The sequence below is a fragment of the Streptomyces zhaozhouensis genome, from assembly GCF_900230195.1.
GTDB lineage: Bacteria > Actinomycetota > Actinomycetes > Streptomycetales > Streptomycetaceae > Streptomyces > Streptomyces zhaozhouensis.
Genome location: NZ_OCNE01000007.1, coordinates 139,992 through 159,191, shown reverse-complemented (window position 1 = coordinate 159,191; position 19,200 = coordinate 139,992). Strand labels below are relative to the sequence as shown.

At 74.6% G+C, this 19,200-nt stretch carries 18 protein-coding genes; 10 read left to right on the top strand and 8 right to left on the bottom strand.

From position 1 onward, the window contains the following. The first annotated feature begins 14 nt into the window (after positions 1 to 14). Positions 15 to 1,082 carry a questin oxidase family protein gene (locus tag CRP51_RS12680; protein ID WP_097231218.1) on the top strand — a complete coding sequence of 356 codons (1,068 nt, stop codon included), beginning with the start codon at positions 15 to 17 and terminating at the stop codon, positions 1,080 to 1,082. A gap of 26 nt (positions 1,083 to 1,108) precedes the next feature. Here CRP51_RS12680 and CRP51_RS12675 read toward each other — a convergent pair whose 3' ends face one another. Together CRP51_RS12675 and CRP51_RS12670 are read right to left on the bottom strand one after the other, a co-directional pair. Then, positions 1,109 to 1,630: an O-acetyl-ADP-ribose deacetylase gene (locus CRP51_RS12675; protein ID WP_097231328.1), complete on the bottom strand. Its 522-nt coding sequence runs from the start codon at positions 1,628 to 1,630 to the stop codon at positions 1,109 to 1,111. Positions 1,631 to 1,664: 34 nt separating this feature from the next. After that, positions 1,665 to 2,342: a ThuA domain-containing protein gene (locus tag CRP51_RS12670; RefSeq protein ID WP_097231217.1), complete on the bottom strand. Its 678-nt coding sequence runs from the start codon at positions 2,340 to 2,342 to the stop codon at positions 1,665 to 1,667. A 195-nt stretch (positions 2,343 to 2,537) separates the two neighbouring features. On the opposite strand from CRP51_RS12670, the gene CRP51_RS12665 reads away from it, so the two are divergent. The 4 genes from CRP51_RS12665 to CRP51_RS12650 all read left to right on the top strand — a co-directional run bounded on the left by CRP51_RS12665 (position 2,538) and on the right by CRP51_RS12650 (position 4,967). Beyond that, a complete protein-coding gene (locus tag CRP51_RS12665) occupies positions 2,538 to 3,659 on the top strand; it encodes a DUF2332 domain-containing protein (protein ID WP_097231215.1) in 1,122 nt (373 codons plus the stop codon). After that, a complete protein-coding gene (locus CRP51_RS12660) occupies positions 3,634 to 4,062 on the top strand; it encodes a PPOX class F420-dependent oxidoreductase (RefSeq protein WP_245880545.1) in 429 nt (142 codons plus the stop codon). The genes CRP51_RS12665 and CRP51_RS12660 overlap by 26 nt, the downstream gene beginning before the upstream one ends. Before the next feature lie 7 nt (positions 4,063 to 4,069). Continuing rightward, positions 4,070 to 4,462 (top strand): VOC family protein, encoded by a 393-nt coding sequence (locus CRP51_RS12655; RefSeq protein WP_097231214.1) that lies wholly within the window; start codon positions 4,070 to 4,072, stop codon positions 4,460 to 4,462. Between the two features lie 103 nt (positions 4,463 to 4,565). Continuing rightward, positions 4,566 to 4,967, top strand: coding sequence for an NUDIX hydrolase (locus CRP51_RS12650; protein ID WP_097231212.1), 402 nt, complete (start codon positions 4,566 to 4,568; stop codon positions 4,965 to 4,967). Positions 4,968 to 5,013: 46 nt separating this feature from the next. Here the strand turns inward: CRP51_RS12650 and CRP51_RS12645 are convergent, their stop codons facing one another. Further along, positions 5,014 to 5,814, bottom strand: a complete 801-nt coding sequence (locus CRP51_RS12645) for an aminotransferase class IV family protein (RefSeq protein ID WP_097231326.1) — start codon at positions 5,812 to 5,814, stop codon at positions 5,014 to 5,016. Between the two features lie 26 nt (positions 5,815 to 5,840). On the opposite strand from CRP51_RS12645, the gene CRP51_RS12640 reads away from it, so the two are divergent. Further along, positions 5,841 to 6,224 (top strand): MerR family transcriptional regulator, encoded by a 384-nt coding sequence (locus CRP51_RS12640; protein ID WP_097231210.1) that lies wholly within the window; start codon positions 5,841 to 5,843, stop codon positions 6,222 to 6,224. Positions 6,225 to 6,284: 60 nt separating this feature from the next. Here the strand turns inward: CRP51_RS12640 and CRP51_RS12635 are convergent, their stop codons facing one another. After that, complete coding sequence (locus tag CRP51_RS12635; protein ID WP_097231209.1) at positions 6,285 to 8,180, bottom strand: ABC transporter ATP-binding protein; 1,896 nt, start codon at positions 8,178 to 8,180, stop codon at positions 6,285 to 6,287. A 139-nt stretch (positions 8,181 to 8,319) separates the two neighbouring features. On the opposite strand from CRP51_RS12635, the gene CRP51_RS12630 reads away from it, so the two are divergent. Further along, positions 8,320 to 9,897 (top strand): phytoene desaturase family protein, encoded by a 1,578-nt coding sequence (locus tag CRP51_RS12630; protein ID WP_097231208.1) that lies wholly within the window; start codon positions 8,320 to 8,322, stop codon positions 9,895 to 9,897. A gap of 37 nt (positions 9,898 to 9,934) precedes the next feature. Here CRP51_RS12630 and CRP51_RS12625 read toward each other — a convergent pair whose 3' ends face one another. Next, positions 9,935 to 11,095, bottom strand: coding sequence for a LacI family DNA-binding transcriptional regulator (locus CRP51_RS12625; protein ID WP_097231207.1), 1,161 nt, complete (start codon positions 11,093 to 11,095; stop codon positions 9,935 to 9,937). Positions 11,096 to 11,217: 122 nt separating this feature from the next. On the opposite strand from CRP51_RS12625, the gene CRP51_RS12620 reads away from it, so the two are divergent. Beyond that, positions 11,218 to 11,808, top strand: a complete 591-nt coding sequence (locus tag CRP51_RS12620; protein WP_097231206.1) for a lytic polysaccharide monooxygenase auxiliary activity family 9 protein — start codon at positions 11,218 to 11,220, stop codon at positions 11,806 to 11,808. Between the two features lie 127 nt (positions 11,809 to 11,935). On the opposite strand, the gene CRP51_RS12615 is transcribed toward CRP51_RS12620, so the two are convergent. Then, the gene (locus CRP51_RS12615; protein WP_097231205.1) at positions 11,936 to 12,520 is read right to left on the bottom strand and encodes a hypothetical protein; all 585 of its coding nucleotides are present in this window, start codon (positions 12,518 to 12,520) and stop codon (positions 11,936 to 11,938) included. Positions 12,521 to 13,792: 1,272 nt separating this feature from the next. Beyond that, positions 13,793 to 14,374 (bottom strand): DUF6886 family protein, encoded by a 582-nt coding sequence (locus CRP51_RS12610; RefSeq protein ID WP_097231204.1) that lies wholly within the window; start codon positions 14,372 to 14,374, stop codon positions 13,793 to 13,795. A gap of 285 nt (positions 14,375 to 14,659) precedes the next feature. On the opposite strand from CRP51_RS12610, the gene CRP51_RS12605 reads away from it, so the two are divergent. Beyond that, complete coding sequence (locus CRP51_RS12605; RefSeq protein ID WP_097231203.1) at positions 14,660 to 16,444, top strand: ABC transporter transmembrane domain-containing protein; 1,785 nt, start codon at positions 14,660 to 14,662, stop codon at positions 16,442 to 16,444. Then, positions 16,441 to 18,222, top strand: coding sequence for an ABC transporter ATP-binding protein (locus CRP51_RS12600; protein ID WP_097231202.1), 1,782 nt, complete (start codon positions 16,441 to 16,443; stop codon positions 18,220 to 18,222). The genes CRP51_RS12605 and CRP51_RS12600 overlap by 4 nt, the downstream gene beginning before the upstream one ends. Positions 18,223 to 18,290: 68 nt before the next feature. On the opposite strand, the gene CRP51_RS12595 is transcribed toward CRP51_RS12600, so the two are convergent. Then, positions 18,291 to 19,079, bottom strand: coding sequence for a metal-dependent hydrolase (locus tag CRP51_RS12595; protein WP_097231201.1), 789 nt, complete (start codon positions 19,077 to 19,079; stop codon positions 18,291 to 18,293). Positions 19,080 to 19,200 lie beyond the last annotated feature (121 nt).

Here is a 19,200-nt window from a genome sequence, read left to right as displayed (position 1 = left end):
GTAGCGTGCCGCGCATGGACGACACGGGCGGGCACGACACGGGCGGGGCGCGGCGGGCGCGGGACGGCGTGCTGGACGAGGCGTGGGAGCGGCTGCACCGGGCGGGCCCCGAGTACCGCGGCTGGCTCAGCAACCACGCGCCGATGGCGGTCGAGGCGCTGGTGCGGCACGGGCAGGGCGCCCGGGTGCACCGGTGGATCGACTCCTACCGGGAGAAGTTGGAGGACCGGCCGGCCGGGAGCGGCCGGATCACGGAGGCCGACTGGCGCGAACGGCTGGGCGACGCCCGGTATCTGACGGACTGGGCGCGGTACTTCGGTGAGCGGCTGGCGGAGCGGCCCTGGCCCGAGGTGCTGACGGTGTGGTGGCCGAGGCTGCTGCCGGGGATCGCGGGCGGGGCGACGCATCCGGTCATCCGCGTCGGGCACGCCGTGCGGGCGCTGCTGGCCGACGGGGCCTCGGCGGCGAGGCTCGCCGAGCTGGCCGAGGGGCTGGGGTACTGGGCGGCGCGGCACCAGCCGCTGCCGTCCGGCGTCGTCGGGGCGCCGGTGGCGGCGGGCGCGGCGGGGGCGTTGGCCTCGGTGGAGCCGGTCGCGGACCGTTCGGGCGGGATCGGCCACCGGCTGGGGCAGTTGACGCGGCTGCCCGCGTGGCCGGGGACGCCGCCCGGGGAACCGGGACAGGCGCGGGCGGCGCTGGCCGAGCTGGTGCGCGCGGCGGCCGGGTACTACGCGGGGCACGCGCGGGGCGAGCCGGTGATGCTGGTGCACGCCGTGACGGCGCCCAACGCGGTGCTGCGGGTGCTTCCGGCGCTGCCGCCCGCGCTGTGGCGGCCGAGCGTGGCGGCGGCCTGGTCGGCGAGCGCGGCGGTGGTCGCCGCGTACGCCCCGGACGGCGGCCCGGAGCCGGTGGAGCCGGCCGAGACCGGGGCGCGGGAGGTGTTCGCGCGGGCCGCCGAGCACGGCGACGAACACGTCATCAAGCTGGCGGACACCGTCCTTGACCTGCTGGCCGACGCCCCCGACGACCCGCTGCCCGCGACGGCCGCCCGGCGCGCCGCGGAGCTGGTCCCCCCGGACTGAGCCCGGCCCGGCGCGCCGGGCCGGGCTCAGTCGCGCGGGGCGACCGCGTCGAACGCCCGGTACGCCCGCTCGTCGAAGAGCACGAACCGCAGTTCGTCGAAGGCGCCGCCCGCCGCCGCCTCGTGGGCGGCCGCCACCGCGAGGCGGGCGGCGTCGTCCAGGGGCCAGCCGTAGACCCCGGTGGAGACCGCTGGCATGGCGACCGTGCGGGCGCCCAGCTCCTGGGCGATCCGCAGCGACGAGCGGTAGCAGGAGGTCAGCAGCGCGGAGCGGTCCTCGGTCGCGGAGTGGACGGGGCCGACCGTGTGGATGACCCAGCGGGCCGGCAGCCGGCCGGCGGTGGTGGCCACGGCCTCGCCGGTGGGCAGCCCGCCGCCGAGGTGGCCGGCGCGCAGGTCGCGGCAGGCCGCCAGGATCTCGGGGCCGCCGGCCCGGTGGATCGCGCCGTCCACTCCCCCGCCGCCGAGCAGGGAGGAGTTGGCCGCGTTGACGACGGCGTCGACTCGTTGGGCGGTGATGTCGCCCCGGACACGGGTGAGCACGGACATGGCGCCCATCGTGGCAGCGTTCCCCGGGGCGGGGTCAACTCGACTTAACGCCAGGCGTGTTGAGCACCCAGCGCAGCCCGCCGCGCAGATGCGCGCGGAAGGCGGGGTCGGTGAACGACTCGGAGGTGTGGCCGAGGGCGGTGTAGAACGACCTGCCGCCGGCCCGTTCGTGGCACCAGACCAGCGGGTGGTCGGCGCCCATGCCGCCGCCCTCGTAGCTGGTCTCGTCGGCGGTGGCCAGCACCCGGACGCGGGGGCGCGGGTTGCTGGTGAAGTTGTACCACTCGTCGACGAACTCCCAGCGGGCCGGCAGGTGGGCGGTGGCCGGGTGGTCGTGGTCCTCGACGGCGACCACCCCGGGCTGGAGGGCGGGGTGGCCGTCGAAGACGGCGCCCACCACGTCGGTGCCGAACCAGGGCCAGTCGTACTCGGTGGTGGAGGCGCCGTGCACGCCGAGGAACCCGCCGCCGTCGGCGAGGAACGCGCGCAGCGCCCGCCGCCCCTCGTCGGTGAGGACCTCGCCGCTGGTGGAGAGGAACACGACGGCGCGCGCGCCGGGCAGGCCGGCGGCCAGCTCCTCGGGGTCCTCGGTCGCGGTCACGGTCAGGCCGGCCTCGGCGCCCAGCTCGCGGAACGCGGCGACGCCGGCCGGGATGGAGTCGTGCCGGAACCCGGTGGTGCGGCTGTAGACGAGGATGCGCTCAACACTCATGCCGCCATCGTAGAAGGCGCTTACCATCCGACCCGTGTGCGCCCGCGGGGGCCCGGTTCGGGGTTGCCATGATCACCGGCAATTGGGGCACAGGAGTACGAGCAGGCCCTTCCTGCGGGTCTCCTGTCCCGATGCCCCTTCCCTTCGGACCCCGACGGACCCCATGATCTTGGCGACCCCCAAAAAGGAGTACCGATGCCCCGTGAACACGTTGCCCGGGTCTTTCGCCAGCAGGCGGGGTCCTGCGGTCGCCAAGGCTCGCCGCTCTACGCGGCGCTGCTGGAGCGGATCGCGCGGGACATCGAGCAGGACGGGCCGAGCGTCGACGCGGTCGCGGGCTACGAGGACGCGGCCGTGGACGACGTGCTGCCGCTGCGGCTGCTGGGCGGCGCCCACGCGCTCGCGCTGACCGGTCGCGCCCCCGAGCTGGCGGCGCACCTGCCCAGCGCCGGCGGCACGTTCGACCCCGCGCGCCCGGACGCGGCCTGGCCGGCGCTTCGGGCCGCGCTCTCCGAGGAGCGCTACTGGCTGCGGGACTGGCTGGCCAGGCCGCCGCAGACCAACGAGGTCGGCCGCTCCCACCTGCTGATCGCCGCGCTGCTGCACACCGTTCCCACGCCGCAGACGCCGGTGCGCCTCTTCGAGCTGGGGTCGAGCGGCGGACTGAACCTGCGCGCCGAGCAGTTCCGCTACGAGGCGGACGGCTTCTCCTGGGGGCCGCCGGACTCGGCGGTGCGGCTGACCGACACCTGGGCGCCCGAGGTGCCGGCGTGGCTGCGCGCCGGCGCGGAGCGCCACCAGGCGCTGCGGATCGTGGAGCGACGCGGCTGCGACCCCTCGCCGATCGACCCGCTGTCGGCCGAGGGCTCGCTGACCCTGCGCGCCTACGTCTGGCCCGACCAGCGCGCGCGGATGGAGCGGCTGGAGGGCGCGTTGCGGATAGCGGCCAAGGTGCCGGCGACGGTCCAGGGCTCGGGCGCGGCCGAGTTCCTCTCCACCCTCGACGTGGAGCCCGGCACCTGGACGGTGGTGTGGCACTCGGTGATGCGCCAGTACGTCCCGCTGGAGGAGTGGGCCGCGGTGGAGTCCGAGCTGGCCCGGCTGGCCGCCTCGGCGACCCCGGACGCGGGATTCGCCCATGTCGCCTTCGAGCCGGGGCGCCACGACGGCGGCGAGGACTTCTGGCTCTCGGTGCGGGTGGGCACCGGCCCCGAGCGGCTGCTGGCCTCCGCTCACCCGCACGGCCTGCCCGCCGGTGGCCGCGTCCCGGAGGATCCCCCACGATGGACGTATGGCGCACACGATGGAGCGGAGTGAGTGGCGGGCCTTCCTCGCCGCGGGCACCAGGACCGGCAAGCTGTCGACCGTGCGCGAGGACGGCAGCCCCCATGTCGCGCCGGTCTGGTTCGTGCTGGACGGCGACGAGGTGGTGCTGACCACCGGCCGGAACACGGTCAAGGGGAACAACCTTGCACGTGACGGGCGGGTCGCGTTCTGCGTGGATGAGGAGCGCGAGCCCTTCGCGTTCGTCCTGCTGCGCGGCCGGGCCGAGTGCGGCGAGGACGCCGGGCAGCTGCGCGCGTGGGCGACCAGGATCGCCGCCCGCTACATGGGCGAGGAGCGCGCCGCGGAGTTCGGGGAGCGCAACGCGGCCCCCGGGGAGATGCTGGTGCGGATCAGGCCCGAGCACGTGGTCGCCCAGGGCGACCTGACGGACTGAGCGCCCCGTGCCGCCGGCGCGGTTCAAGGAGCTGGCGCTCGACGCCGTCGACCACCAGGCGCTCGCCGACTGGTGGTGCGCGGCGCTGGGGTACGAACGGCGCCATCCCGCGGGGGAGGACGGCCCCTGGCCGCCCCAGTGGCCGGTGCACATCCGCGACCCGCTCGGCGAGGGGCCCTCGATCTGGCTGAACCCGGTGGCCGCGCCCACGTCGGGCAAGAACCGGATGCACTTCGACGTCCGGGGCGACACCGAGGAACTGCTGGCCATGGGCGCCACTTTGCTCCGGCGCGGCGCGGGGCCCGGCGACGGCTGGGACGTGCTGTCCGACCCCGAGGGCAACGAGTTCTGCGTCTTCCCGCCAGAACGGCGGGCCGCGGTGCGCCCCACCGTCCGCTGAGGCGGCCCGCCGCGTTCGACGGCCCCGGCCCGTGGCACCATCGTCCCGCCGCCGCCCCGCGCTGCCGCGGGGCGGGACGACGACGGCCGGAGGGCGGGAGACGGTGAGCACGACGATCGACACCGTGGCATGGGTGCACCTGGAGGAGGGGAGGATTCTGGGCGCACGTTCTAAGGGAAAGGATGTGTTCTACATTCCCGGTGGCAAGCGTGCCCCGGGCGAGAGCGATCTGGAGACGCTCAGCCGGGAGGTGCGCGAGGAGCTGACGGTCGCCATCGATCCGGCCACCGCGCGCCACGTCGGGACCTACACCGCGCAGGCGCACGGGCATCCGGAGGGGACGCTGGTCACCATGGCCTGCTACACCGCCGACTACACCGGCACGCTCACGGCCAGCAGCGAGATCGAGGAGATCGCCTGGCTGACCCTCGCCGACCGGGAGCGCACCGCGCCCGTCGACCACGCGGTCCTCGACGACCTCGCGGCCGCCGGCCGGCTGCGCTGAACGCGCCGCGGCGGGGGCGGCGGCCCGCGGCCGACAGACCCCGCTCTCAGGGTCGCGTCGGCGGCTCGTCGGCGTAGGCGTCACCGAGGAGCGTGACGAACGCCGGGTCGTCGACCAGCCTCCGGTCCCCGATACGGGAGACGGGAACGCCGGGCGACCACGAGTTCATCACCACGGCGGCGAGCCCGTCGAGGTCGGCGCGGCGGACCGCGCGGGTCCGCTGGGGCACACCACGGGCGCGCAGGCGGCGACTCAGTATCCGCATGGTCACTCCGGGCAGCCGGTCCGCGTCGGGCCAGATCACGGACTCGCCGTCCCAGAACGCGAGGTTCCAGATGGTCGCCTCGCTGAGTCGGCCGGTGCGGTCCTCGAAGGCCGCGTCGTCGAACCCGTTCGCGTGAGCCCGTCGCATGAAACGGGTTTTGGCCACCTCACCCACGTGCTTGACCCCCGGCAGGTGGCGCTCGTGCCGTACCAGGTCGAGCGCGACCGGGCCCACCGGGGCCCGCACCGGGTCGGTGGCCCTGACGAGCACGTCGAGCACGGCGGCATCCCCGGCCAGCGCGAACTCCCCGGGGCGTGTGGTCAGGTAGCACGTCAACGAGCAGTCGGGGCCCGCGGTTTCGAGCGCGGCACGCAGATAGGCGGTGATCCGTTCGTCCGGGAGGCTCCGGCCGAAGAGCGTGTCGCTGGCTGTGCGCAGGCGGTCGAGGTGGAGATCCAGCCCCCGGACGGCGTGGTCGCGAACCTGGAAGGCGGTGAAGTGGGCGTGGCCGGCGAAGGCCAAAGGAGCCAGGTCCTCGACGGTGGCCGGCCTACCATTGAACTGGGTGAGCGAGAACATCATGGCGGCGACCATAGGAGTTGACACCGGTGGCAAGGGCAAGCTCGGAGAACGCCCGTCTCCGCGTCGGTGAGCTCGCCGCACGCACCGGGGCGAGCCCGCGCATGGTGCGCCACTACGAGAACCTGGGTCTGATCGAGGCCACGCGTTCATCGACCGGTCAGCGGCTCTTCGCCCCCTCCGCCGTCGAGCAGGTCCGGCACATCCGGGTGCTGCTCTCCGCCGGGCTCCCCGCACGGGTACTCCACGAGCTGCTCACCTGCGTCCGCGAACACGACCGGCTCGACCCGTGCGCGGTGCCCCTGCTGGTGGACCACCTGCGCGCCCACGACGAGCGGATCGCCGCGCTCACGAGCACCCGGGCCACGCTCCAGGGTCTGATCGACTCCGCGACCCCGGCGCCGGGGGCCTGAGCGGCCCCGCAGGGGGTGGGGGCCCGCCCTCGGGGGCGAACGGCAAGGGGGCAAGGAGCGTCAGGGGGTCAACTCCACGCTGGGGCCGTCCCGTCGGGCGGCGGCACCGCCGCTCGCCGCCTCGCCGGGCGCCGTCCCGCCGGGCGCCGTCCCGCCGGGCGTCGTCTCGCGGGCGACCAGCGCGGCGTAGCGGCCGTCGAGTGCCAACAGCTGCTCGTGGGTGCCGCGTTCGAGGACGCGGCCGCCGTCCAGCAGCACGATCTGGTCGGCGTCCCGGACCGTGGAGAGCCGGTGCGCGATGGTGATCACCGTGCGGCCGGCGGCGAGCGCGTCGATCGCGCGCTGCACGGCGTGCTCGGTGCGGGTGTCCAGGGCGCTGGTCGCCTCGTCCAGCACCAGCACCGGCGGGTCGCGCAGGATGGTGCGGGCCAGCGCCAGGCGCTGCTTCTCCCCGCCGGAGAAGCGGTAGCCCCGCTCCCCCACCACCGTCGCGTACCCGTCGGGCAGCGCCGCGATGTGGTCGTGGATCTGGGCGGCGCGGGCGGCCTCCTCCAGCTCGCCCTGGGTGGCGTCCGGCTTGGCGAACCGCAGGTTCTCGGCGATCGACGCGTGGAGCAGATAGGTCTCCTGCGAGACCACGCCCACCGTGCTGGCCAGCGACGCGAACGACAGGTCGCGCACGTCGACACCGTCGAGGGTGACCCGCCCGCCGGTGACGTCGTAGAGCCGGGGCACCAGGTAGCCGAGGGTGGACTTGCCCGCACCCGTCGCGCCGACCACGGCGAGCGAGCTGCCGGCGGGCACCGTGAGGTCGACGTCGTCGAGGGTGGGCCGGGCGGCCGGGTCGTAGCGGAAGGTGACGTGCTCGAAGGCGACCTCGCCGCGCGGGCGTTCCAGCGTCACGGGCTTCGGACGTTCGGTGATGTCCACCGGGAGGTCGAGGTACTCGAAGACGCGTTGGAAGAGGGCGAGCGACGCCTGGATGTCGACGCCGGTGGAGAGCAGCGAGGTGGCGGGGCGCAACAGGCCCTGTTGCAGGCCGACGAAGGCCACCAGGGTGCCGATCGACGGCGGGTTCCCGCCGAGTTGGGCCAGGGCGCCGGCGGACCAGTAGAGGAGCGGCGGGATGGCGCCCATGATCATGCCGATGGTGGCCATCCGCCACCGCCCCGCCATGCTGGCGCGCACCTCCAGGGCGACCAGCTTCTCCGACTCCGCGGAGAAGCGTTCGGTGAGCGTCTCCGCCCGCCCCATCGTGCGGCCGAGCAGGATGCCGCTGACGGACAGCGACTCGGTGACCATCGCGGCCATGCCGGCCATCTGCCCCTGGCGGCGGGCGGTGATCCGCTTGCGCTCCCGGCCGACCCGGCGGGCGATCCAGACGAAGAACGGCAGCAGCGCCACGGAGACCAGCGTCAGCCGCCAGTCCAGCGCGACCATGGCGACGAGGGTGGCGGTCACGGCCGTGAGGTTGGAGACCAGGGAGGTCGCCGTCGAGGTGACGGTCGCCTGCATCCCGCCGATGTCGCCGGCGATCCGGGACTGGACCTCGCCGGTGCGGGTCCGGGTGAAGAACGCCAGCGGCATCTGCTGGAGCTTGCCGTAGACGCCGGTGCGCAGGTCGTGCATCACCCGCTGGCCCACGGTGGTGGAGATCAGGGTCTGGAGGACGCCGAAGACGCTGCTGACCAGGGTCGCGGCGACCATGCCGAGCGCCAGGGCGGTGAGCAGCCCGGTGCGCCGCTCGGGCAGCGCCACGTCGATGATCTCGCGGAGGAGGAACGGGGAGGCGACCGCGACCAGGGAGGACGCGCCCACCAGCAGCCCCACGAGGGCGAGGCGACCGCGGTAGGGGGTGAAGAGGCGGAGGATGCGACGGAGCTGTGGCGGAGGCTTGGGTTCGGCGTCGTCACCTGTCGCGGGGGTGGTCGGCGCCGGGGGTGCGAGGTGGGGCAATGGGCTCCTTCGACGGTGTGACGGTTCCCCGGCGTCCGCGTCGGGGAGCCGGGGGCGGAGGGCGATCCACCAGCGTACGACCGCTCCCGGGCGCGGTCGGGCGGCTGGCCCGACGACGGCGGCCGTGTTACCAAGAGCCATGCCCAGTCGTTCGCGGTATGACGTGGTGATCGTGGGCGGCGGCCACAACGGACTGGTCGCCGCCGCCTATCTGGCCGGGGCCGGCCGCCGGGTGGCGGTGCTGGAGCGGCTCGACGCCGCCGGGGGCGCCGCCGTCTCCGGCACGCCGTTCCCCGGGGTCGCGGCCCGGCTGTCGCGGTTCGCCTACCTGGTCAGCCTGCTGCCGCGGCGCGTCGTCCAGGACCTGGGGCTGCGGCTCGAACTGCGGCGGCGCCCGTTCGCCTCCTACACGCCGACGGTGCGGGACGGCGCCCCGACGGGACTGCTCGTCGGCGACGGGGAGGAGCGGGTGCGCACGTCGTTCACGCGGCTGACCGGCGACGAACGGGAGTACGTCGCCTGGCGCGCATTCTACGCCCGCACGGGGCGGCTTGCCGGTCGGGTGTTCCCGACGCTGACGGAACCGCTGCCCAGCCGCGCGGAGCTGCGGGCCAGGGTGGCGGACGAGGCGGTCTGGTCGGCGGTCTTCGAGCGCCCGCTGGGCGAGACCGTGGAGGAGACCTTCGCCGACGACCTGGTGCGCGGTGTGGTACTCACCGACGCGTTGATCGGCACCTTCGCGCACGCCCACGACCCGTCGCTGGCGCAGAACCGCTGCTTCCTCTACCACGTGATCGGCCAGGGCAGCGGCGACTGGGACGTGCCCGTGGGCGGGATGGGCGCGGTGACGGGTGCGCTGCTGGAGGCGGCGGTCGCCGCCGGGGCGGAGATCGCCACGGGCCACGAGGTGACGGGGATCGCCACGGACGGGCGGGGAGCCGAGGTGGCGTGGCGGACGGACGCCGGCGAGGGCGTGCTGGGGGCCGGGACGGTGCTGGTCAACGCCTCGCCGAGCGAACTGGCCCGGCTGCTGGGCGAACCCGGGCCGCCGGCGCCCGAGGGCTCCCAGCTGAAGGTGAACATGCTGCTGCGCCGCCTGCCGGCGCTGCGCGACCCGGCCGTGGACCCGAGGGAGGCGTTCGCGGGGACCTTCCATGTGGCCGAGGGCTACGCCGAGTTGGAGACGGCCTACCGCGAGGCGGCGGCCGGGAGGCCGCCGACCGTGCCGCCGAGCGAGGTGTACTGCCACTCGCTGACCGACCCGACGATCCTCTCCCCCGCGCTGGCGGCCGACGGATACCACACGATGACGCTCTTCGGGCTGCACACCCCGGCGCGGCTCTTCTCCGGCGACCCGGCGGACCGGGAGCGGACGCGCGAGCGGCTGGTGGCCGACGCGCTCGCGGCGTTGGACACCCACCTCGCGGAGCCGCTGGCCGACTGCCTGGCCGTGGACGCCGACGGGCGCCCGTGCCTTGAGGTGCGGACCCCGGGCGACCTGGAGGACGAGCTGCGGCTGCCGGGCGGCCACATCTTCCACGGCGACCTGGCCTTCCCCCACCGCGCGGAGGAGGGGGAGCCGGCGGACCAGGCGGAGCGGTGGGGCGTGGCGACCGGGCACCGCAACGTGCTGCTGTGCGGCGCGGGCGCGGTGCGCGGCGGCGGGGTCAGCGGGGTCGGCGGCCACAACGCGGCGATGGCGGTGCTGGGGAGGTGACGGGCGGCACCGCCGGTCCGGCGGTGCCGCCCGCCTCTCAGCCGGGGCGGCGGCGCGGCGGCGGGGCGGTGGACTCGCGGAGCACCACGTGGGTGCCGAGCGGCGCGCGCGGAGCGGCGCGCGCGTCCTCGCCGAGTGCCGACCGCACGGCGGTGCGGCCCAGTTCGGTGTAGGGAACGTGGACGGTGGTCAGCCCAGGCCGCAGGTCGGTGGCGCAGTCGGCGTCGCCGTAGCCGACGAGCGAGACGTCGTCCGGCACGCGCAGGCCGGCCTCGCGCAGGGCGGCGAGGGCGCCGGAGGCGGCGTTGTCGGTCACGGCGAAGACGGCCGTGAAGTCGGAGCCGCCGACCAGCCGGCGGGCGAGTCGGTCGCGGGCCTCGGCCCGGCCGAGGCCGCCGCCGACCACCAGCTCGGGGCGGAACGGCAGGTCGAAGTCGGCCAACGCCCGCCGGTAGCCCGCGAGTCGGCCGGAGGCCGTGGTCGACCCGGCGGCCGGGCCGAGGAAGAGCACCCGGCGGTGGCCCTCCACCAGCAGCCGGCTGACGACGGCGTGCGCGCCCCCCTCGTTGTCGTACTCGACGACGGCGGCGGGGGTGGCGGCGTCCGGGGTGGGGCGGCCGCAGAACACCAGGCGGGAGCCGGCGGCCGCCAGGGAGCCGGCGATGGCCGATAACTCCTCCTGGTGGCCGCGTTCCTGAGCGCCTCCGCCGATGAGGATGACCGCGCCCGCTCCGTGCTGCCGCATCGCGCGCAGCACGGAGCGCTCGCGCTCCGGGTCGCCCCTGGTGGTGCCGATGAGGCAGCTGCGGCCGTGGCGCGCGGCCTCCTCCTCGACGCCCTGCGCGATCCGCGCGACGGCCTCGTCCCTGAGGTCGGCGAGGACCAGGGCGACGGTGGGGGTCGCGTGGCCGCGCAGGGCGCGGGCGTGGCTGTTGGCGACGTAGTCGAGTTCCCGGACGGCGCGGAGCACGCGCTGGCGGGTGCGGGGAGCCACGGGATAGTTTCCGGCCAGCACGCGGGAGACGGTGGCCATGGACACGTCGGCGGCACGGGCGACCTGACGGAGCGTCGTGGGGCCCGAGGCGGCGCCGCGCGCGGGCCGGTCGGGGCCGGCCGCCTCGCCGCCCCGGGGGCGCGACCGGTTCACCGGCGTGACGGACGGGACGGGACTGACGGATCTGACGGACGCGATGGACATGGCCACCCCTCACGATTCATTGGTCTGGACATGACGAAAAGCTCGCAGTAACGTCCCCCTTGGTCTAGACCGCGCTACTCCCCCCAGGAGCGCTCCTCCCCCACGACATCCGGGAGCGAAGTATGCGAAAGACGATCCTCACCGCCGCGACCGGCGCCGGACTCGCCGTGGCGACGGTGTTCGCCACCAGCACCACGGCTTCGGCCCACGGCTACACCACGTCCCCGCCCAGCCGTCAGCAGCTGTGCGCCGAGGGCGCGGTGAGCGACTGCGGCGCCATCCAGTGGGAGCCGCAGAGCGTCGAGGGCCCGAAGGGCTTCCCCGGCGCCGGCCCCGCCGACGGCTCGATCTGCGCGGGCGGCAACACGCCGTTCGCCCCGCTGGACGACCCGCGCGGCGGCGACTGGCCCGCCACGGACCTCACGCCGGGGCAGTCGGCCACGTTCAGCTGGACGTTCACCGTGCGCCACAGCACCTCCACGTTCGACTACTACATCACCAACGACAGCTACGACCCCACGCAGCCGCTGACCCGCGCCGACCTGGAGCCGGAGCCGTTCCTGAGCGTCTCGCTGGACGGCGCGCAGCCGGGCGAGACGGAGAACCACCAGGGCACCGTGCCGGACAAGTCCGGCCGGCACCTGATCCTCTCCGTGTGGAACGTCGCCGACACCGGGAACGCCTTCTACGCGTGCTCGGACGTCGACCTCTGAGACGCACCCTCGCGGGAACGCCCCGTGACATGACGCGGGCGCGTGGGGAGGCTCGATCCTCTCCCCACGCGCCCGCAGTTCGGGGACGACCGGGCCACGGGGGCCCGGTCGCTTCCGTGACGGCGTGTCAGCGCAGCCACGGGAAGGAGCGCACCAGCTGCGTGCGCTCCCACCAGCCGCCGAGGCCGTAGACCCGGCCGGCGGAGCAGAGCGCCACGGCGACCATGACCCCCGCGTAGACCACGTGCTGGTCGAAGAGCGGGTTCGTCGACATCGTGGGCGTTCCGTCGGAGGCGTGCCGCGCCGGCGGGTACATGCTGAGCCAGAGCGTCAGCATCAGCAGCGGCCCGGCGATCGCCGTGACCCGCAGCCCGATCCCCAGCACGAGCGCCACGCCCAGGCCCCCCATGCCGGCCATGTAGAGCCAGTCCACGAGGGCCGCACCGGCCCAGGACTGGAAGACGGACTCCAGCGGCCCGACCGTGACGCTCGACAGATACCCCTCGGCGGGCGACCCGCCACGCACCCAGGCGTTCTCCGAGGGCGTCGAGTACCCCAGGCCCAGGGCCTTGTCGAGGAACGGCCACAGGAACACCATTCCGGTCGCGATCCTGACGACCGCCAGCACTCTGAGCGCCGTGGACGGCACGTCGGCGTCCTCGGCCTCCGGGGTGGCGAGGCTGACGGGACGCGAAGGCTGTTGCACTGCCATGGACTTCTCCTTGTATGGCTGACCGCGGTTCGACGCCGTTCACGGCCTCACCACCGCCGTGCGTGCGACGATCCCTGCCGGAGCGTCGTCCTCACGGGCCGTCAGGTGGGGGGCCCGCACCCGGACGCGCCGCGCCTCGCGGCCGGCGGGGGCCGGGTGGGGACCGCCCGGCGGCTGATCCGGGCGACGCCGCGGGAGCGCGTTCGGGGCGACTTCCCGCACGGTAGCAGTTGGTTGAACAGGAAACGATCGGGGGGCGCGGCCGCCCCCGCGCCTCACCCCGGCGCCCCCGCGCCCCCGGGGGCGGGGCGGGCGGCATCGCGCGTGGGCGGTCGCGCGTTCGGGGCGAGGAGGCATCGGCGGCTCGTTCCAGTTCCGAGGGGTGAACCGCCGCCGGGTGGTGACCGACGTTCACCCGAGGGGCGCTCGACGGTCGAACTGGGAGCGCTCCCACCCGGCGGCGGCAGCTCAATGGTGCGGAGACACCATGCCCCCGTCAAGACCTTGACTTGACGAGTTGGAGCGAGGGAACGCACTCCACGACACGAGAACCTCCGCCGACTTCACTTCCTGTGCGAGCCCGGAGACGGAACCGGGCTCTGGTCGCGGTCGTTTCGCCCCCGCCCGTCCCCGACAGGGGCGAAACGACCGACTCCCCACTGGCCCGCCGGACACCCCCTCCCGCAGGGGGTCCGGAGCGGCAACACCACGACGGGCAGCGGGTCACGGTCACCGCCGCTGACGACGGCGACCCGGCTCCTCAGCCTGCTCGCGGCGCCCTTCCGCGCCGGACGCCCGCGACGCTCGCGTTCACTTCCCGAAGCCCGGGGCCCCGGGGAGCGGTCGACGATCCGCCACCACGCCGGTCGGCGCGGCGCGGGGCGGGCCGGCTCCGCCCCCGGGGGGAGGAGTGGGCGGCCCGGGCGCCTGTCACGGCACCCGGGAGGTCGACACGCACCGGGGAAGCCCTGCGGGGTGGCATGAGTCGGCCCTTTCGTTCCATGGTCGGCGACCCGCCGAGATGGGAAATGCGCCCGAAACCAATGGGAGCGCTCCCATCTCTGCGGTTGCCCCTCATAGTGGAAGCAGAGCATGTCCTCGTCAACCGTTGGCGCGGTCTTTTCTCAAACGGAGTGGGCGCACGGGGGCCCCGTCCAGGCGATCGGCTTCCGTCCTGTGAACTCCCGGACGGACAAAGAGGGTTGCCCGACGCCATCACGGCGTCGCCGTCTTCGGGGCGTGAACGCGCGGCGGCGCGGGCGCGCCTCCGGGTCAGGAGATCGCGGTGGGCGCGTGCGGGGGCCCCGAGCGGCGCGCGGGCTGGGGGCGGGGGCGCGCGTTGCGCATCCGGATGGCGCTGTGGCCGAGGCTGCTGTCGACGGCCGCGTCCCAGAAGGGCCAGAGGTTGTCGTAGAGCCGCAACTGGATGCCGGCCCGGCGGTGCAGGGCCAGCAGATTGCCCACCGGAAGCGGCTTGCCCAGGGGCTCCACCCGCTCGCGCGCGACCAGCGCGTGCCCGTCGGCGCCGAACGGCCGGAAGGGACCGGCCGGCAGCCGGTAGGCGTACAACTCGACCTCCAGGAAGCGGGAGAGCCAGCCGTACTCGATGGCGTGCACCCGGTGGCCGCCGCCGTCGCCTATCAGGCGCTGGCGGTCGCCCCGTGAGCTGCTGGGCCGCAGCCAGACCATGGCCCTGGGGCACTGCCGGGGGAACCAGTAGTCCGGGGCGCGCTCGGCGTCCACGGCCCAGACGAGCTCCTCCCACGATCCGGAGCTGACGGAGACATGGGGGCGGAACATCCGGATGTCCGGGTCCTCCGAGAAGTGCAGGACCTCGCCTGGAGCTGGGCGCATTACGTCATGATCGCATCCACGCGAGGGCGTTCGCGCCCCGGGGCGTACGCCGGCGTCTGGAAAGTCCGTCACACACAAGCGGAATCATCGCTTTTCAGCCAGCGCACTTCCTTCCGCTTCCGGGGAGCGGCGCCCGGCCCCGGTGCGCGGAACGGGCATGTCGGGCGGGCCGGGACGGCCGTGACACGCTCCGGGCAGCCGGGGAAAACCCGTTGATTTTCGACGTCTCCGGCCGGGACTCTTGCAAGGTTGTCCAGTTCTGACGCGCACTGACTCTGGGATGTCATGCAGATTCGCGATCTTCCGCATACCGACCCCGGCCGACCGGACGTGAGGTCGGGATTTCGTTTTCTGGTCTGGCTGTTCCGCTGCCAGCTCGGGGGCCAGGCCAAGGCCCTGGGCTGGGGCACCCTGCACATGGGCATGATCGCCTCGCTGCCCGTGCTGATGGGCACGGCGATCGACGCCGTGGTGGACGAGTCCGGGCGCGGGCTGCTGGTGACCGGCGCGCTCCTGTTGGTGGTCGCGCTGGTGATGGCCTTCGCCGACACGATGCTGCACCGCACGGCCGTCACCAACTGGATCACCGCCGCCGCCCGCGTGCAGCAGTTGCTGGCGCGCCAGACGGCCGCGCTCGGCGGGGTGCTCACCCGGCGGGTGGCGGCCGGCGAGGTGGTGAAGGTCTCCACGGGGGACGTCGAGAAGATTGGCTGGTTTGTCGAGTCCTTCTCCCGTTTCGCGGCCGCCGTGGTGGTCACCGTCTCGGTCTGCGGGGGGTTGATCTGGTACGAGCCCCGGCTGGGACTGCTGGTCGCCGGTGGCGTGGCGGCCGTGGTGCTGAGCGTCTTCCCGCTGCTGCCGGCGGCGATCCGGCGGGCGGAGTTCGAACGGGGGAAGTCGGGGCGCGCCGCCGAGCTGGCCTCGGACACGGTGGCGGGGCTGCGGGTGCTGCGCGGCATCGGCGGCGAGGAGCTGTTCCTGGACCGCTACCGCAGGGCGTCGCAGGAGATGCGGGCGGCCTCGGTGCGCAACGCCCGCATGTGGTCGCTGATCGACGCGGTGCAGGTCGTGATGCCGGGGCTGCTGCTGATAGCGGTCGTCTGGCAGGGAGCCACGCTGGCCAGGGACGGCCGGCTGGGGGCGGGCGAGCTGGTGACCGTCTACGGGGCGGTGACCTTCCTGCTCTTCCCCTTGCGTCTGTTCACCGAGACGGCGATGGCCTTCACCTTCTCCCGTCCCTCGGCGCGCCGTGCCGTGCGGGTGCTGGGGCTGCTCAGGGAGGAGCGCGAGGGGGCCGGGCGGCCCCCGTCACAGGACGCGCCCCCGGACGGGCCGACCGGCGACCTGACCGACCCGGCCACCGGGCTGCGGGCCGTGCGCGGCCGGCTGACGGCCGTCGTGTGCGGGGCGCCGGACTACGCCGAGCGGCTGGCCGAGCGGCTCGGCGGGCACCCGGCGGTGCCGGGCGAGGAGGGCTCCCCGCTGCTGGGGGATGTCGCCCTGGACGAGATCCCGTTGGAGCGGGCGCGGGCGGCGGTGCTGGTGCAGGACAAGGACCCGGTGCTGCTGTCCGGCACGCTGGCCGAGCTGCTGGACGTGCCGGCCTCCGGGCGGGTGGACGCCGAGGCGGCGCTGCGCGCGGCGCACTGCCAGGACGTGCTGGAGGCGCTGTCCCGGGCGACGGCGGACGGCAGCGGGGAGCCGATGCGGGGGGTGCTCACCGAGCGGGCCCGTTCGCTCTCGGGCGGCCAGCGGCAGCGGCTGGCGCTGGCGCGTTCGCTGCTCACCGACCCGGAGGTGCTGGTGCTCGACGAGCCCACGTCGGCCGTCGACGCGCACACCGAGGCGGGGATCGCGCGGGGGCTTCGGGAGCTGCGCGCCGGGCGCACGACCGTGGTCTTCACGTCGAGCCCGCTGATGCTGGACCAGGCGGACGAGGTCGTCTTCGTCCGTGACGGCGCGGTGGCGGCCGTGGGGCCGCACCGCGAACTGCTGCGGGCGGCGCCGGCGTACCGGGCCGTCGTGACGCGTGACACCGAGACCGTTCAACTTGCCGAGGAGTCCGCATGATCGGCGTGCCACCCCCCGCCTACGACCCGGCCGACGCGGAGAACGCGACGACACTGCCGGTCGCCGGGGACCGGACGGTGCGCACGTATGTGCGCGCGCTGCTGCGCCGGCACCGGCGGGCGTTCGCGATCCTGATCGCGGTGAACGCCACGGCCGTGGTGGCCTCCATGGTGGGTCCCTACGTGCTGGGCGGTGTGGTGCAGGCCCTCGCCGACGGGGAGCGGGAGCTGGACCTGGCGCGGAACCTGTCGCTCTTCGCCGTGGCGCTGGCGGTGCAGGCCGTCTTCGTGCGGATGGTGCGGCTGCGCGGCGCGGTGCTCGGTGAGCGGATGCTGGCGGATCTGCGGGAGGACTTTCTGGTCCGCTCGGTGGGGCTGCCGCCGGGGGTGCTGGAGCGGGCGGGCACCGGCGACCTGCTGGCCCGGATCAACACGGACGTGGACCGGCTCTCCACGGCGATGCGGGAGGCGCTTCCGCAGATCTCGATCGCCGTGGTCTGGGCGGGGCTGCTGGTGGGCGGCCTGGTGGTGACGGCGCCCCCGCTGGCGCTGGCGCTGCTGGTGGCGCTGCCGATGCTGCTGGCGGTCTGTGTCTGGTACTTCCGGCGGGCGCCGGCCGGCTACCGCTCGGAGGCCGCGGGGTACGCGGCCGTCGCGGCGGCGCTGGCGGAGACCGTGGACGCGGGGCGGACCATCGAGGCGCACCGGCTGGAGGGGCGGCGCGTCGCGCTGTCGGACCTCCGGGTGCGCCAGTGGACCCGTTGGGAGGAGTACACGCTCTGGCTGCGGTCGGTCCTGATCCCCGGGATCAACCTGTACCACGCGTCGCTGCTGGCCGGGGTGCTGATGATCGGCGGCTGGTTCGTGCTCGAGGACTGGCTGACGGTGGGGCAGCTGACGACGGGCGCGCTGCTGACGCAGCTGATGATCGAGCCGGTGGGGATGATCCTGCGGTGGATCGACGAGCTCCAGGTGGCGCGGGTCTCGCTGGCACGGCTGGTGGGGGTGCGGGAGGTCGAGGAGGATCTCGGCGACGCCGCGCTTCGGCCGGCGGGGCGTGAACTGCTGGCGGAGCGCGTGCGGTTCGGCTATCTGCCGGACGTGGACGTGCTGCACGAGGTGAGCCTGGACGTGGCGCCCGGCACCCGGCTGGCGCTGGTGGGGCCGTCGGGGGCGGGGAAGTCGACGCTGGGACGGCTGCTGGCCGGTATCTACGGTCCCCGCACGGGATCGGTGTCGCTGGGCGGGACGCGGCTGTCGGAGATGACGGCGGAACGGGTGCGGGAGCGGGTGGCGCTGGTCAACCAGGAGCACCATGTCTTCGTCGGCCCGCTGCGCGACAATCTGCTGCTGGCCAGGACGGACGCGACGGACGCCGAGTTGTGGGAGGCGCTCGGCGCGGTGGACGCCGACGGCTGGGTGCGGGAGCTGCCCGACGGGCTGGAGACCGAGGTGGGCTCCGGCGCGCTGACGGTGACGCCGGCGCGGGCGCAGCAGATCGCGCTGGCGCGGCTGGTGCTGGCCGACCCGCACACGCTGGTGCTGGACGAGGCGACCTCGCTGCTCGACCCGCGGGCGGCGCGCGACCTGGAGCGCTCGCTGGGGCGGGTGTTGGACGGGCGGACGGTCATCGCGATCGCGCACCGGCTGCACACGGCGCACGACGCGGACGTGATCGCGGTGGTCGAGGACGGCCGGATCACGGAGCTGGGCAGTCATCACGAGCTGGTGGCGGCGGACGGCGCCTACGCGGCGCTGTGGCGGTCCTGGCACGGCTGAGCCCGGCTCGGCCCGGCCCGGTCCCCGGCAGGGGGCCGGGCCCCCGCGTGCGCGGGAGGAGCGGGGCGTCAGGGGGTCAGCAGGCCGGCGGCGACGCCGCTCACGGCGCCGATGACGACGAACGCGGGCATCAGCACGCGGTTCTCCACCCAGGCGCCGGCGCGGAAGCGCATGAAGCTCGGGGTGCCCAGGGGGTACCAGCGGCGGCCGGAGATCTTCAGCGGCCAGAGCATGGGGCAGCCGGAGATGGTGATGGAGTCCCCCAGGGTGTGGACGATGGCGCCCAGCACGATGGGCAGGCCGAGCCAGGCGTAGGGCTCGTCGGTGAAGAGCCAGTTGGAGCCGTTGCCCGGCTCGTTCAGGACGCCGGCGACGATCCAGGCCGTCGCGCCGCCGAGCAGCCAGACCAGCACGTCGCTGGAGACCCGGGCCATCCGCCACAGCAGGCCCTCGACGGCGAGCACCATGTGCACGAAGAGGGTGAAGAGCACCGCCCAGCGGCCGAAGAGGATGGCGGCGCCGGAGAAGCCGGCGCCGAGCAGGACGGCCCAGATCCAGGTGTGGGTGAGGGTGCGGTGGCCGCCGCTGCGGCGGCGGTCGCGTGGCCCCCTGGTGGAGTTGTAGACGGCGCTGGAGAGCTTGTCGATCACGCCGGCGAGGATGCGGGAGAAGGGACCGAAGGCGCGGGATATCGTGGCCGACTTGTGGTCCAGGTCGGGGGCGAGCGCGGCGCCCGCGCAGATCAGGGTGCCGGCCACCAGCACCGGCCAAGGCATGGCGTGGTCGGCGGCGGCAGCGGCGGCCCCCACACCCAGCCAGGCCATCGCGCCGGACAGCGAGTGCGCAGGTCCCATCATGGTTGAACTCCCCCGCCTTTTCTTCCCCGTTGAGTCGTCGTCTGGCCCGACAGCGTAGCGCCATGTGATCTTCGGTCGAACGGTCGGTTCTGCCCGGGGCGGGTGGTGCGGGCAGTATGGG